This window comes from Methanoculleus frigidifontis (assembly GCF_030464345.1).
Classification (GTDB): domain Archaea; phylum Halobacteriota; class Methanomicrobia; order Methanomicrobiales; family Methanoculleaceae; genus Methanoculleus_A; species Methanoculleus_A frigidifontis.
Genome location: NZ_VCYH01000005.1, coordinates 14,064 through 28,018 on the forward strand (window position 1 = coordinate 14,064; position 13,955 = coordinate 28,018).

Sequence of the window (13,955 nt, forward strand, 5' to 3'; positions counted from 1 at the left end):
CACCTGGAAAAAAGGAAGACTATATGAAGTATGATGCCCGTATAGTCTGGCCTGCCGCAGAGATGCGGTGTGTAGATTCCCGGGGTGTTCGCCTGCTGCAGCCGGCATGCGGGGAAGACCTTATGTACTGGTGTACCTATTGAGCCATCGGGAAAACTTCCGGTGGGATCGAGATGATGGACATACCAGTAAATCAGAACATACCGGCAGACCGTTTCTCCCACGTCCCTGAGCGCATCTACGGGCTCGTGGAACTCGCATATAATCTCTGGTGGAGCTGGCACTCCTCGGCAGCAGGACTCTTCAAGCAGCTCAACCGTGCGGAATGGAAGAACTGCCGCCAGAACCCGGTGAAGATGCTCCTTGAGATCCCTCCCCGGTTCCTGGAGCGTGCCGCCGAAGATCCGGACTATCTCCGGCGCTACGATCTCCTCTTCTTTCGGTTTCGGCACGACATGGATAGGAGGAACAGCTGGTTCTCGGAGAACTACCCGGAGCGGATGCCGCTTACCATCGCCTACTTCTCCTCGGAGTTCGGGGTGCACCATTCTCTCCCCCTCTATGCCGGAGGGCTCGGCATCCTTGCGGGAGACCATATCAAGGAGTCCAGCGATCTCGGTGTGCCCATGGTCGCCGTCGGTTTCCTGTACGCGGAAGGCTACGCACATCAGCACCTTCAGGCCGACGGATGGCAGAAGAATGTCGTGGAGGTCTTTAATCGCGATTCCGCTCCGATAACCCGGGTGATGGACGAGAACGGGAAACACCTCGTCGTACAGGTGCCCATCATCGAACCGCCGATCTATGTGGCGGTCTGGAAAGTTCAGGTCGGGAAAGTTCCGCTCATTCTTCTGGACACCCATATCGATGAGAACCTGCCGGAGAACCGAAGCATCTCTCACCGGCTGTATGAACACGACCTTGAGATGCGGCTCCGGCAGGAGCTGGTGCTCGGTATCGGCGGACGAAAGGTGCTCTCCGTCCTCGGGATCGAGTACTCGGCCATGCACCTCAACGAAGGCCATTCGGCATTCGCCCTGCTCGAACGGCTTCGGGAACGGGTATCGAGCGGGATGTCGTTTGAGGAGGCGAAAGAGCAGGTGCGCAACACCTCGATATTCACCACGCATACACCGGTTCCTGCAGGGCACGATGTCTTCCCGTTCGACCTGATGGACCGGTATTTCAGGAACTACGCTCCCTCGCTCGGGATCGACTGGGATACATTCCTTGGTTTCGGGAGATCGGCGCATGCCCCTGAAGCGGGTTTCAACATGGCCGCTTTTGCCCTCCGGATGACGCGGCACCACAATGGGGTTTCAGCAAAGCATGGTGAGGTTGCACGCCGGATGTGGCAGGGTCTCTGGCCGGGAACGCCGGTCGAGCAGGTTCCGATCGACCACATCACCAACGGGGTGCACATACCGACCTGGCTGAACCCCTGGATGGAGGCGCTCTTCGATAAATACCTTGATCCCGTCTACCCGACCTGGCGGGAGGATTACGATAACCGGCTTATCTGGAATCTCATCGACGAGATCCCGGACAAGGAGCTCTGGGACCTGCACCTCTGGCTGAAGGTGAAGTTCTTTGCCCGGATCCGGGAGCGGAAACGATTAAAATGGGCGGAGTTCCGGAACGAACCCCGCAACCTCGTTTCGGAAGGGCTGCTGCTCGATGCAAACGTCCTGACGATCGGATTTGCCCGCCGGTTCGCCGAGTACAAGCGTGCCGACCTCATCTTCGAAGACTTCGAACGGCTCGAGAGTATCGTCACCGATCGCTGGCGCCCGGTTCAGTTCGTCTTCGCCGGGAAGGCGCACCCGGTGGACGACTTCGGAAAAGAGATCCTCCGGCGGATCTACAAGTTCGCGGGGCTGCCGGACTTTGCCGGCCGGATAGCCTTCGTCGAGAACTACGGGGAAGAAGTTGCCCACCACCTGGTGCAGGGCGTCGACATCTGGCTCAACAATCCGGTGCCGCTGATGGAGGCGAGCGGGACGAGCGGTATGAAGGCCGCCATCAACGGCGTGCCGAACCTCTCCATCCTGGACGGTTGGTGGGTCGAGGGCTACAACGGGAGAAACGGCTGGGCGTTCGAGGGGCATCAGCCTTACGGTAAGAACCGGATGGCGGATGCAAACACCATCTACGATATCATCGAGAAGCAAGTGGCTCCGCTCTACTACACCCGCTCCATGGACGAGGTGCCCCTTGGGTGGGTGAAAGTCATGAAAGAGTCGATCAAGAGTTGTGTCTGGCAGTACTCGGCGCGCCGGATGGTGAAGGAGTATATCACGCGCTACTATCCGTCGGTCTGTATGTATGCAGGGGAACCCACCACCGGTGTGGTGCAGGTCTGCAGGCCGTAGCCCCCGGCTCTCTCCCCGGCAGATCCGGCCGGGATCCAGGCACGCGAGGTGATCCTGATAGAATCGGTTTTTCGGCGATACGGGCCTGTGGCGGGACTGCTCGTCGTACTGTTCCTTCTGCTGATCGCGTATCTCCTGGCCGGTGCAGGGGAGGCCGGCGGCCTCCCGCCCCTCGACGCCCCCCGGGTACTCATTCTGTTTGCCGTCGGGGTCTTTGCGGGAGTGCTCGGCGGTCTCCTCGGGGTTGGCGGAGCGACCATCATGCTGCCGATCATGTACTTTTATCTCGGATTTCCTGAGACAATCGCGATCGGGACCGGGCTCTTCGTGGTCATCTTTACTTCGCTTTCCGGAGCGTACGGTCACGTTTCCCGGAGAAATGCCGACCTCGCGGTCGCTAAGTGGCTTGCCCTCGGCGGCATCGCCGGGGTGATCGCCGGTTCGTGGCTCTTCACCCTGCTTGCGGGAGAGACCGGACTCCTCGGACTTATCCTGGGCATCGTCTTCCTCGTGCCGGCGATACAGATGATCCGGGAAGGGCTCTTTCAGAGGGAGCCCGCGCGGGGATATGCGGTCGGTGCCGACCGGCCGGCGTGGGCGGTTCCCGGATTCGGGCTCGTGGTCGGCGTGCTCACCGGGGTGACCGGCCTCGGGGGCGGGTATGCCCTGGTACCGGGGCTCATCTATATCTTCGGCGTTCCGGTCTACGTCACGATGGGGACGAGTCTTGCTGCACTGATTCCGATGGCGGTCATCGGCGGCGGGATAAAAGTGGTGCAGGGTTTTGTGGCGGTCGGCGCGGGGCTGATCCTGGCCCTGGGTTCGGTCCTCGGGGCGCAGATCGGTGCGGCCACCATCAGGCGCTTCTCCCCTGAAATCCTGAAGCTGATCTTCGGGCTCTACTTCGCATACGCGGCGATCCGGTTTATTGCAGAGTATTTCGGCGTTGCGCTGCCGTAGGTACGCGGGCGGAGAAGCGCCGGTAAAAATGACTAACCTTTTTTCCGATACGGCCAAACGCTACCGGATAAGGTGATTCTGCCTGACATCCCGGGCAATTCGTGATCGTCTCCCTCCATGGCTGAATGAACGGCTCTTCTTCCTCGGGCCCGCTCTTGTACTTGCCGTCGAAGTGAGCGGTGAGACGGGCATTACCGAACTGCTCGGAGCAGGTGCAGCCTACGGCTACGGGCTGATCGCGGTCATCGTCCTGACCCTGATCTTTAAGTACGCGTTCACGAGCGGGATCGCCAGGTATACGATATCGCAGGGCAGGCATATCTTCGACGGCCTCCGGGAGATTCCGGGCCCGAAGAACTGGGAAGTCATCTTCATCATGTTCATCTACCTGATGGAGACGATAGCCTTCGGCGGCATCGCCCTCGTCGCGGCGGCGATGCTGACCGGGCTCATGCCAGGGCTCCCGACGCGGGAAGTAGTCGCGGTCTTTGGTGTCGTTCTGATTGTCTTTCTCCTCTGGAAAGACTCGTACGAGAGGTTCGAGCACATCCTCACCATAATGGGGTGCGTGCTCATCTTCGGTATCCTCTACAGCCTTTTTGCCATCGATCTTCCGAACAGTGGAGAGGTTGTCCACGGCTTTGCATGCATCCTCGAGCATCAGTCGCTGATCACCATCATGGCGCTGATGGGAGCCGTGGGATCGGGTCTCAACCTGCTGCTCTATTCGGTCTGGCTGCACGAGAAGATCGGCGACCGGCATGGAGAATCGTACTTCAGGGCGCATATGCGGAGCGTCAATCTCAATCTCGTCCTGGTCTTCATCATCGTCGGGATCTTTGCATTCGCGTTCATCGCGATGGGGTATGCCGGGCTGCACGGCCACGGCGCGGATCACCACAGCCTCGAGGAGATTCTCGGCGGGATCCTCCATATTTTAGACGACCTCCCGTACGGTGCCAGCGTCTTTCTGATTACCGGTTTCTTCACCCTCTTTGGTGCCACAATGAGCGGCATGGACGGCCGTGCCCGCGCGATCGCCGCGATCCTCCGGTCGACCACCACCGTCGGCCTCGACGAGAAGACCCTGTACCGGATCATCCTGCTCGCCTTTGCCGCAATCATGCTCTGCGTTGTCTTCTTCGGGCACCCGGTGGATGTGATCCATCACGTCGCGGCCGCGGCATCGATCATGTTCGCGGTCCTCGGGTTTCTGATCATCTACCTCGACTCCCGGCTGCCTGCCTACGCCCGCGGCTCGAGCAGGTGGCTTGCGGTCATGGGTATCGGGAGCATCGGCTTTCTTGGGGTCGCCCTCCTGCAGGAGGAGATGTACCTGACCTTCGGCATACCCCTGCTGGAGCGGCTTGCCGTCCTGGGGTGCGTCCTCTATTTCCTCCTCAAGACGAACCTTGTCCAGCGGGCGATAGCCGGATACCTGACGCCCGTCGACACCGCGATGGTCGTGGTGATCTTCTCCCTCTTCTCGATCTATGGAACGGTCCGCGGGATTCCGTTCGGCGATGTCATCATCAACTTCCGCGACCTCGGCCCCGTGATCGCCGGTCTGCTCGGCGGCCCCATCGCCGGGCTTCTCACCGGTCTGATCGGTGGAGCCTACCGCTACTCCCTCGGCGGGTGGACAGCGCTGGCCTGCTTTGCCGGCACCGTTGCTGCAGGCCTGATAGCCGGGTACTTCTCGAACCGCTGGGGCGCCTTCACCTACCTCCGGTTCATCTCTCTCGGTATCCTGGTGGAAGCGGTGCACCTGCTAATCCTCGTGCCGCTCCTCACCTATCCGGCACCCACTGCCGAGGTCATCGAGGTCATCAGGATGGTCTATCTCCCGATGACCGTCACCAACACGCTCGGGCTCATCTTTTTCCTTATGATGATACGAAACCAGGATGCGGCAGGTCCGTTCAGGGCGCTCGATCCTGCCGGAAGCCTCAGAAGGACGGTTCAGCATCTCAAGGCCGGCAGCTTTACCTGGAGCGAGACGGGAGGCGTTGTCATCCTCATTGGTCTGGCTCTGGCCTTTCTGGTGTCGGCCGTATCGGATCAGGAACGTATCACCATCGGCATCGTCTTGTTCGAACATATCGCCGTGATAGGCTTCGTCGCGTTTCTCCTGGCGCAGACAGGTCTGTTCCGGCGCCTCGCGCTGGGGAGGCCGGTGACGCAGGACATTCTCTGGATGGCGACGATCTTCGGTCTTGTCTCGGTATACGGGACGATGAGTGATGTTCAGATCGGGGAGTTCATCGTCACTTTCCGCGATCTTGGGCCCCTGCTTGCAGGGCTGCTCGGCGGCCCGGCCGCCGGTCTGCTGGCCGGCCTGCTCGGCGGCACCTACGCCCTCTTCTTTGATGATTCCACGACCATCGCCTCCGGGATCACGCCACTCATCGCCGGGCTTCTGGCCGGATACCTCTCCCGCCGCTGGAGGGGCAGGCAGACGTATCTCCGGCTAATCTTCCTTGGAGGTCTTGCAGCGTGCTTCTCTGTCTTCGTCCTCGCACCGTCTGCGGGTGGGTTCCTCGAGATCGCCGGAACGATGCTGATCCCGATGATCCTGGCGAATGCCGTCGGGCTTGTCGTCTTCTTTGCTATCCTGCGCGACAGGGGCATTGAAACAGTATTGAATGCGGGCAGTCCCTCCCCTGCGGGTGAAACCCCCCCTCCTCCTGAAGGCGTTCAGGATCTTTGATGCGGGGTGCCCCGGCTTCAGGTATCCGGCTTTCTGTGAGCACCACTGGAACGGACGCAGGCTGCATCGGCAGGTTCTATATGGGTGCATGGAGAAGCTCTGATCAAACTCGAACCGTCTGCGAGGAGCTCGGGGCATACCGGGAGGATCTCTCTGCAGGTATGTACGTCGTTGTCCGGCTATAGGGGGCTGCTGGCATCGGTTCGGCTGCGTCCGGTGTGCTTGCCGGCGCCGGGTGCTGAGGGGTGTTCTCATGCCTGCTGAGAAGAAGTGCATCATAGAAGAACTGGGCGAAGGCGATCTCCTGCTCCCTGGATTGGTGAACACCGCCCTTGTAGCAAATGACCGCATCAAATACTACTTCACTCTGCTCCAGACCGCCTGCGACCGGGCGGACCATCCGAACCGCGAGTTCCCCACCCTCCGGATGGAGCGGGAGAGCGCCGGGGTTGAGAACGCAGCACTTGACGATGTGGTCGCAGGGACACGGGTAAGCGGCATCGGGGTGTACTCCGTCCCTTGCGCCGGCGAGATCTTTGCTGCCGTCCGCGGGTACATGCAGGAGATGGCGCTTCCGGTTATCTCCCGGGGCGGACAGGGTGTGGAGGCGTTTGAAAGCAGGCTTTCCGCCCTGCTCGCAGAGCTGCCAAAATCCGATGCAGAACCGGTCGCCGGGAGCGTGATCTGGAGTATTACGTCCGGCGACCGGAGTGCGGGAGACAGCCTTCACCTCCTGGTCATGGATCTGCACAAGGAACTCAATGCCTTGCAGCGAAGCATTTCGCGGGAGAACATCGACGGGGCGCAGACGTACCTCCTGGGCGACGGTGACGCGGATCGCGTGGCGGTGTTCATGGCCGGCCTCAACCGCACCGCTCCCTTAAAGTTCGACCATCCCGGGCTCGGAACGACCGCCACCCGCACCGGCAGGAAACTCGTGCTCCAGAACGACATCGGTCTCACCGACGCGCACGTGCTGGTGATCACCGTCGAGGAGATGACGGTCACCATCACCTATACCGACGTGCATATGCCCCGCCTGCAGTTCTTCCACAGCCTCTTTGAGGCGTGGGATGTAGCCTGGGAGGACACGCTCTCCCGCAGGGGGAGCACGCGGCTGGAGGAGAACCTCTACCACCTCTCGGTCGGCAGATATACGGCACGGGACGAGTCCGATCTCCGGGCGTTCCTGATGCACCTCGGCTCCCGGCTCGTCTTTCTGATCGACTGGAACCGCGCTCGAAAAAGGCTGGGCAACTTCCTCCGGAACAAGGACGCCGTGACTGTGCTGAAGCGGGCAGCGGATAATGAATACGGGCATATGGCGTTCCTGAAGCTCGGCGGTGAACGGCTGATCTACGATGCGCTCGAGCTCGCGGCCGGGATGCCCCTGCGCTACGGCGAACCCCTGCACCAGATCCTCGGGCGTGAAAAGACGGTGGAATACCTCCAGTGGGTGCTCAGAACAGCATCTGTCGGCCTCTGCACCAACCGTTCTCTTCTCCTCGTTCAGGATGAGATTAAAGCCGAGCTGCTCGGATACTTCCGATCGGCGCGTGAAAAACTTTTGGAAGTCTGCGAGGAGCATGCAGTCCTCGCAGTGGAAGTGGCGACGGTTCTCCGCGACTCGCTGCTCGTGCTGCAGCGCGGCGGTGAGATCGATTTCATCTGCCGGAGTGCACAGCGGGCGAAACGCTGGGAACGAAGAGCCGATGAGTACGTGACGACGGTCAGATCCCTCTCCCGGCGGATCGAGGCTGCCGAGTTCTTCTTTGAACTGATCGGCGTGGCGGACGACGTGGTGGACTGCCTGGAAGAGGCCTGTTTCTTTGTAACCCTGGTGCCCTCCTTCACCCGATCGCCGGGTGTCTACGGGGAGCTCGGAAATCTGGCGGAGATTGCCCTGATGCAGGGGCAGGAGTTTGTGAAGGCGCTCATTGCGGTACAATGTGTCCATCGGGGAGGCGATCGCGAGGATATGCAGGTCTTCCTCGAAGCGGTCGATCGGATGGTCGGCCTGGAGCAGGAGTGCGACGAGGCGCTCCGGCAGGCGGAGAAGAGAATCCTTCTGGAGAGCACGGATTATCGCGAGATGCGGGTGGCTTTTGAGCTTGCTCGCACCATTGAAGAGTCCACCAACGCCTCCATGAAGGCCGCGTATATTCTCCGGGACAATATCCTGGAAGGGATGGGGAGGTAGGATGGCGATGGAAGACGATACACAACGACTGGCAACCTTCGGCTACGGCGTGCAGGAAGATCTTCCTGCATCTGTTTTCGGGAATAAAGCTGCCAATCTTGCCCGTATGGCCGCTCTTGGCATCCCGGTGCCGCCGGGATTTTCCCTGAACGTCTCGATATGCGAGGACTATTTCCGGAACGGCGAGACATTCCCATCCGACATCCCCCGGATTCTTGATGAAGGAGTCGCCTTCCTCGAACGTGCGACGGGGCAGAGCCTCGGGAGTCTCAGGCGGCCGCTTCTGGTCTCGGTCAGATCGGGTGCGCCGGTCTCTATGCCGGGTATGATGGAGACGCTCCTCAATGTGGGTCTCTCGCGCAGGACCATCCGAGGCCTCATCCTGCAGACAGGAAACCCCCGCTTTGCCTGGGACTCCTACCGGCGGCTGCTTGAAAACTTCGGGACGGTTGCCTGTGGCCAGGATCCGGCTCCTTACCGGTCTTTGCTTGCGGATACGCTGGCAGAGGAGGGTGTGCCGGACGAGGCTGAGCTGGATGCGGCCAGCCTCCGGAACCTCTGCGGCGAATACGAGCGTCACTACCTGGAGTCGACCGGTGGTGCTGCGTTCCCGGTAGACGTCCGGGCCCAGATATTGATGGCGGTTGCGGCCGTTATCCGATCCTGGATGAGCCCCCGCGCCGAGGCGTTCCGCCGGCTACATCCGATGGGAGATCTCCGCGGGACGGCGGTAGTGGTGCAGGCGATGGTCTTTGGAAACATGGGAGCGGACTCCGGAGCGGGAGTGGCGTTTACCAGGAATCCGTGGTCGGGTGAGAATGAATTCCTGCTTGACTTTAAGTTCGGAGCCCAGGGAGAAGACGTGGTCTCAGGAGAGCAGGCTGCGGTGAGCTGCCGGGAGTTTTCCGGGAGAATGCCTGCTGTCTACGAGAACCTTAGCCGGATTGGAAGGACACTGGAGATGCACTTTGGGGATATGCAGGATATTGAGTTCACCGTGCAGAAGGGCGTGCTGTATATTCTCCAGAGCCGCGCCGGAAAGCGAACGCCGCTCGCTGCACTACGGATCGCTGTGGAGGCATGCAACGAGGGGCTCCTGTCCCGGGATCAGGCGCTTGCACTCCTCGAGGGTCTCGATCTCGATGCGATCACGCTGCAGAAGGTGGTAGCGGATGAGCCATCGCTGGGCGCCGGCACCTCCGCCTCCACAGGTGTCGCGACGGGAAGCATCGTGTTTTCGAGCGACCGGGCGCAGCAGGCGTCGGCCGGCGGCCCGGTGATTCTGGTCAGGGAGACGGCATCCACGGACGATCTTCGCGGCATCAGCGCATCGGACGGCATCCTTGTTGCTCGTGGTGCCAGAACGTCTCATGCCGCAGTGGTTGCCCGGCAGATGGGAAAAATCTGTATTGTGAACTGCACAGGGCTTGCCATTGACGAGCGCCGCCGGCGGTGCACGCTCGGCGGCCATGAACTGCGGGAAGGTGACGTCATAACGCTGGACGGAGATACTGGTCTGATCTACCGCGGACGGGCAGGCATTCTCCATGAGCGGCCCGAGTCTCTTCTCGCAGCAGTCAGAGCCTGGACGGATAGCCGGAGGGGATAACCCTCTCCGTCATGGTTCCCGGGATTGGATGCACTCAACGGTCAGGCTTTTTCCGAACGTCTTTTTGAACGCACCTGTGTCGGACTGTACCGCCCAGTATTCAAGTGCACAGTCGCCGCGGCACTGGATCTGCAGACAGACCACGCCGTTCTGCGCGTTGACGAAACGGGCGTGCTGCACGAGTCCTGCATGCGTCCTGTCCAGGTGTTCCGCGTAGCGCAGCAGTGCCGAGAGAACCCTGACGGCACGCCGCGCCCGGTTGCCAAACGAAGTGATCAGAACGTCCTTTTTCCCGGGCACTCTCTTCCGGTGGTATCGGGCGATGAGGGCAAGCACCCCGGTCTCCCGCTGATCGAACCCGAGGAGGTCCGCATTCCGGATGATGTACTGGGAGTGGATCTGGTGCCCCTTAAAGGAGATGAACGACCCGATATCGTGGAGATATGCGGCATACTCAAGCATCTCACGCTCCCAGGCTCCGCATGTGTGGAGTTTCTGGTCGGCGGCGCTGTCGAAGAGCTCCAGGGCGAGCCGGGTTACCGTCAGCGCGTGCGCCTCATCGATCCCGCACGATCGGCCGAGCTGGATGACGCTCCGCTTCCTGACTGAGAGGGGCTCCGCGTGCGGGAACCCGTCCATCCGGGAGAGGTAGTCGACGAGCATACCGTCACGGAGACTGCGATCGCTGATACGGATCCCGGGAATTGCGAGCTCTTCCATCAGCACATCGAGAATGGCCGCACCGCCGATGATGATATCGGCCCTTTCGGCTACCATACCGGGTACACGCCGCCTTTTTTCGAGCGGCAGGGAGCAGAGATATGCCACGGTCTGCTGTAGGTCGGTGTGCGTGAGGACGAAATTGTCCTCCGCCTTCTCCGGATGATAGAGCAGTCGCGTAGTATCGGCAAGCGTCTGAATCGTCCCGGAACACCCATACGCGAGATCGAACCTTGCACCTTTCAGACGGCCCATGGCATGGATGCCTTCGCTTCTGATGTGCCTCTGGATTTCCTGGTAGTTCTCGGGCGGCACGACACCCGATTCGCTGCCGGAAGTAAAGAGGTTGGTCATTCGGATGGCACCCGCCTTCAGGCTCTCGAGGATCCGGTAGCGGTGCCGGTCGCCGACGCCCACCTCGGTGCTCCCGCCCCCGATGTCGATGAAGAGCATCGATTGATCACCGAGATCGATGCCGCTCGAAACGCCGAGATAGATCAGCCGCGCCTCTTCACGTCCTGAGATCACGCCGAACTCGATACCTGCCTCTTCTACGAGGCGCCGGAGCAGTTCGGATCGGTTCTTCGCCTCACGGGTTGCCGAGGTGGCGAACGCGACGATCTCGCTGGCACCGAAGCTGCGGGCGAGCTCTGCAAACTTCCTGCAGACAGTCACCGTTCTCTCGATCGCCTCGGGAAGAAGTTTCCCGTGTTCGAACTCACCGTCACCGAGCCGCACAAGCTCTTTTTGCTTTGTCAGGATCGTGTACGAGCTGTTCGGGTTCAGCCGCACGACGAGGATGCGGATCGAGTTTGTGCCGAGGTCGATGAACGCCACGATCTTTTCTACTGCACGATCTGCCATTCGATCACGATCTCCTGCGAAAAGGTCTCGCGGAAGAGGTCGCCTTTCTTCACTGCCGCGTCCCGCTCCGGCACTGCCGTCCGTGCCCCGGTGCAGGTGAGGACGGTCATTTTGCCGTCGCTGCGGCACCTGATATCCCGAACCGCCGAAGTATGACTGGCATCGAGCCCGTCGGCGATCCGGAGCAGTGCGGCGAGGGCTCTGACGCATGCACGCTCGCCGGGTTCGAGTGCGGCAAAGTGCGGGTGACGCATTGACGGGAGCGCCTTGCGGTGGTACCGGGCGACTGCGGCAACGATCCGGCGGGTTGCAGGGTCGAAGGGAAGCCGACTATTTTCCATAATAAGGCGGCACGAGTATTTATGATGACTCTTTCCCCCTGCCGACCATCCGATATCGTGGAGGAGGGCGGCATACTCGAGCCACCGGCGCTCCCGTTCGCCGAGCCGGTGCAGTGGTGCAAGTTCGTCGAAGAGGCGGAGCGCGAGAAACGCTACCTGCCGGGCGTGACCGGGATCGGGGTCATACGCCTCTGCGAGAGTTTCTGCTGCCTGCCGCTCTTCACGCCTGGTCGTTCTGTCCGTCTCTCTTCACCTCCGGTGCAGGCGTCACGCCGTATGCGGTTGCCTCTGCTCCCTGCTTGCCGTCGGCAATATCGTCGAAACTTCTTCCGGCTCTGATCATCCGGCCGAAGGTTTCAGGAAGCCCTTCGCGTGCGAGGGCGGTTGCTGCCGCTTCGACATCGTAGGGGACGCGGAGGTGGCAGACCGAAACCGGGTCGAGGTCGAGCAGGGCATAGCAGGCGCGGGAGTCGCCGTCGTCGGGGCGTCCGACACTCCCGGTGTTGATGAACCAGACGCCGTCGACTTCACGGACGAAGGGGCGGTGGGCGTGGCCGGTTACGACGACATCCGCATGCGCCATGTGGGCAAGTTCCCGCAGGCGGGTGACCGGCGTCTCGGCGGTGATGTACTCGGTGATGGATGCCGGACTGCCGTGCGTGACGAGGATCCGTTTCCCGCCGAGGGTGAGACGCACCTCCTGTGGCAGCGCTGAAAGATACGTTCTGTTCTCCTCGGAGAGACGTTTGTGTGCCCACTTCATCGCCGTGCGTTTAGCCGGTTTTTTTGGTTTCTGCCCGTTTTTCAGGCGTCTCCACGCGAGGACGCGCAGATCGTAGTTGCCGACGACGCTGATGACATGCTCCCGCCGCACCAGGTCGACCACCTCGTCCGGAAACGCTCCATAGCCGACGAAATCTCCGGTATTGAGGATCGCCGTTGCACCCCGCCTGCGGGCGTCCTCAAGCACCGCCTCAAGTGCGGGCAGGTTGGCGTGGACATCGCCGATCAGGGCAAGGAGGGCACCAGGGTCGTCCCGCCCGTCTGCAAGCCCCTGCAGAGCGCCCTGATAGGATGCCTGAAGCGGTACACTGATGGTCTCGCGGAGACGCTCCCAGAGCCCCTCCTGTGCGAGCTCTGCCCAGTATGCAACGAACGCCGTGTAGAGTTCGTCTCGTTTCTTCTTCCTCTCGTCATGGAGATGGGAGATGCCGGGTTCCAGGAACCGGAAGGGTCCGGCATGCCCGAAGTACTGCACCGTCCGTTCCCGCTCCGCGTCACGGAACCGGAGAAGGTCATCGACCCAGACGTCACAGTCATGCATATCGCCGAGCAGATCCTGGAGCTTCTTGACCGCCTTGATCGGCGTTTTCAGCCCGTCGCCGTAGAGATCGGCGAATATCTCCATGGTATAGCGGAGTCTTTTCGCCGCAATCCGCATCTCATGGTGCTCCTCGATCTGGTCGGGCATCGTGACGAAGGGTTCGTGAGAGAAGAGCTCCTCAAGACGCATCGATATGTGAAAGAAAGCGCGTTCGTACGAGCGGGGTGTGTGGACGTCGGTGTGGCGGATCCGTGCTTCGACGATGATACGGCGGCACGCTTCCTGCATCTGTGGAACTGTTTCACTCTCGATCAGGTGGTCGAGGGCGGCGATGACGTCGGGCTGAAGGCGCCGCCGGTGCTGTTGGAGCCGCAGGAGGAGACATTCGGCACCGGGACGGAGGTATTGCTGCCCGGGAACGATCGCCACCCTGCCTGCATCCGCCGGTGATGGAAGCGGGGAGACCTCGCCGGGTTCGTTCCCGCCGTTGTGAAGCAGGAAGGCCGGTTCACCCCACGGTGGTGTCTGCTCGACGCCGAGGGAATCGCGGTACTCCTGAAGAAAGTCTATCTGAACGTCGGCGTCCCGTGCAGCGCCCAGCGCCCGGGTGATCTGTCGGATCTCCCTCCTCCAGCGTTTGTAATCGCCAGGAGCAAAGCAGTCTTCAAAAAGAGGAAGCGCTGCCCGTATCCGGCGGGATGCCACCCGCATGCGGTGGATATACTCGATATCCTCTGCCTGCCGTACCCCGTCGATCTCTGCGTTGAGTGCCTGTACCTGTTTTATGAGGTTTTTTGCCCCGAAGAGGCAGTATCCGGGGTCGGGACCGCGGTCTTTTCGAGATCGTGCCATTGG

Annotated in this window: 7 protein-coding genes and 1 pseudogene; 5 read left to right on the forward strand and 3 right to left on the reverse strand. The window is 61.1% G+C overall.

Annotation, left to right across the window (positions count from 1 at the left end; genetic code table 11):
- Positions 1–173: 173 nt before the first annotated feature.
- The 5 genes from glgP (at position 174) to FGU65_RS08415 (ending at position 9,851) form a co-directional block, all read left to right on the forward strand.
- A complete protein-coding gene (gene glgP, locus FGU65_RS08395; protein ID WP_301663999.1) occupies positions 174–2,372 on the forward strand; it encodes an alpha-glucan family phosphorylase in 2,199 nt (732 codons plus the stop codon).
- An 87-nt stretch (positions 2,373–2,459) separates the two neighbouring features.
- The gene (locus tag FGU65_RS08400; RefSeq protein ID WP_301664000.1) at positions 2,460–3,332 is read left to right on the forward strand and encodes a sulfite exporter TauE/SafE family protein; all 873 of its coding nucleotides are present in this window, start codon (positions 2,460–2,462) and stop codon (positions 3,330–3,332) included.
- A gap of 121 nt (positions 3,333–3,453) precedes the next feature.
- Complete coding sequence (locus FGU65_RS08405) at positions 3,454–6,042, forward strand: Nramp family divalent metal transporter (RefSeq protein ID WP_301664252.1); 2,589 nt, start codon at positions 3,454–3,456, stop codon at positions 6,040–6,042.
- Between the two features lie 253 nt (positions 6,043–6,295).
- Positions 6,296–8,242 (forward strand): hypothetical protein, encoded by a 1,947-nt coding sequence (locus tag FGU65_RS08410; RefSeq protein ID WP_301664001.1) that lies wholly within the window; start codon positions 6,296–6,298, stop codon positions 8,240–8,242.
- Positions 8,243–8,249: 7 nt separating this feature from the next.
- Positions 8,250–9,851: a PEP/pyruvate-binding domain-containing protein gene (locus FGU65_RS08415; RefSeq protein WP_301664002.1), complete on the forward strand. Its 1,602-nt coding sequence runs from the start codon at positions 8,250–8,252 to the stop codon at positions 9,849–9,851.
- A 9-nt stretch (positions 9,852–9,860) separates the two neighbouring features.
- On the opposite strand, the gene FGU65_RS08420 is transcribed toward FGU65_RS08415, so the two are convergent.
- The 3 genes and pseudogenes from FGU65_RS08420 to FGU65_RS08430 all read right to left on the reverse strand — a co-directional run bounded on the left by FGU65_RS08420 (position 9,861) and on the right by FGU65_RS08430 (position 13,952).
- The gene (locus FGU65_RS08420) at positions 9,861–11,435 is read right to left on the reverse strand and encodes a Ppx/GppA phosphatase family protein (RefSeq protein WP_301664003.1); all 1,575 of its coding nucleotides are present in this window, start codon (positions 11,433–11,435) and stop codon (positions 9,861–9,863) included.
- Positions 11,417–11,974, reverse strand: a pseudogene (locus FGU65_RS08425) (HD domain-containing protein); the annotation flags it as partial. The pseudogene FGU65_RS08425 and the gene FGU65_RS08420, both read right to left, overlap by 19 nt.
- A gap of 22 nt (positions 11,975–11,996) precedes the next feature.
- On the reverse strand, positions 11,997–13,952 hold the full coding sequence (locus FGU65_RS08430; RefSeq protein ID WP_301664004.1) for a CHAD domain-containing protein: 1,956 nt from the start codon (positions 13,950–13,952) through the stop codon (positions 11,997–11,999).
- Positions 13,953–13,955: the final 3 nt, after the last annotated feature.

Bases quoted from the DNA above. Each gene is read 5' to 3' on its own strand.
- glgP (WP_301663999.1), top strand. From the start codon at position 174: ATGATGGACATACCAGTAAATCAGAACATACCGGCAGACCGTTTCTCC.
- FGU65_RS08410 (WP_301664001.1), top strand. From the start codon at position 6,296: ATGCCTGCTGAGAAGAAGTGCATCATAGAAGAACTGGGCGAAGGCGAT.
- FGU65_RS08415 (WP_301664002.1), top strand. From the start codon at position 8,250: ATGGAAGACGATACACAACGACTGGCAACCTTCGGCTACGGCGTGCAG.
- FGU65_RS08420 (WP_301664003.1), bottom strand. From the start codon at position 11,435: ATGGCAGATCGTGCAGTAGAAAAGATCGTGGCGTTCATCGACCTCGGC.
- FGU65_RS08430 (WP_301664004.1), bottom strand. From the start codon at position 13,952: ATGGCACGATCTCGAAAAGACCGCGGTCCCGACCCCGGATACTGCCTC.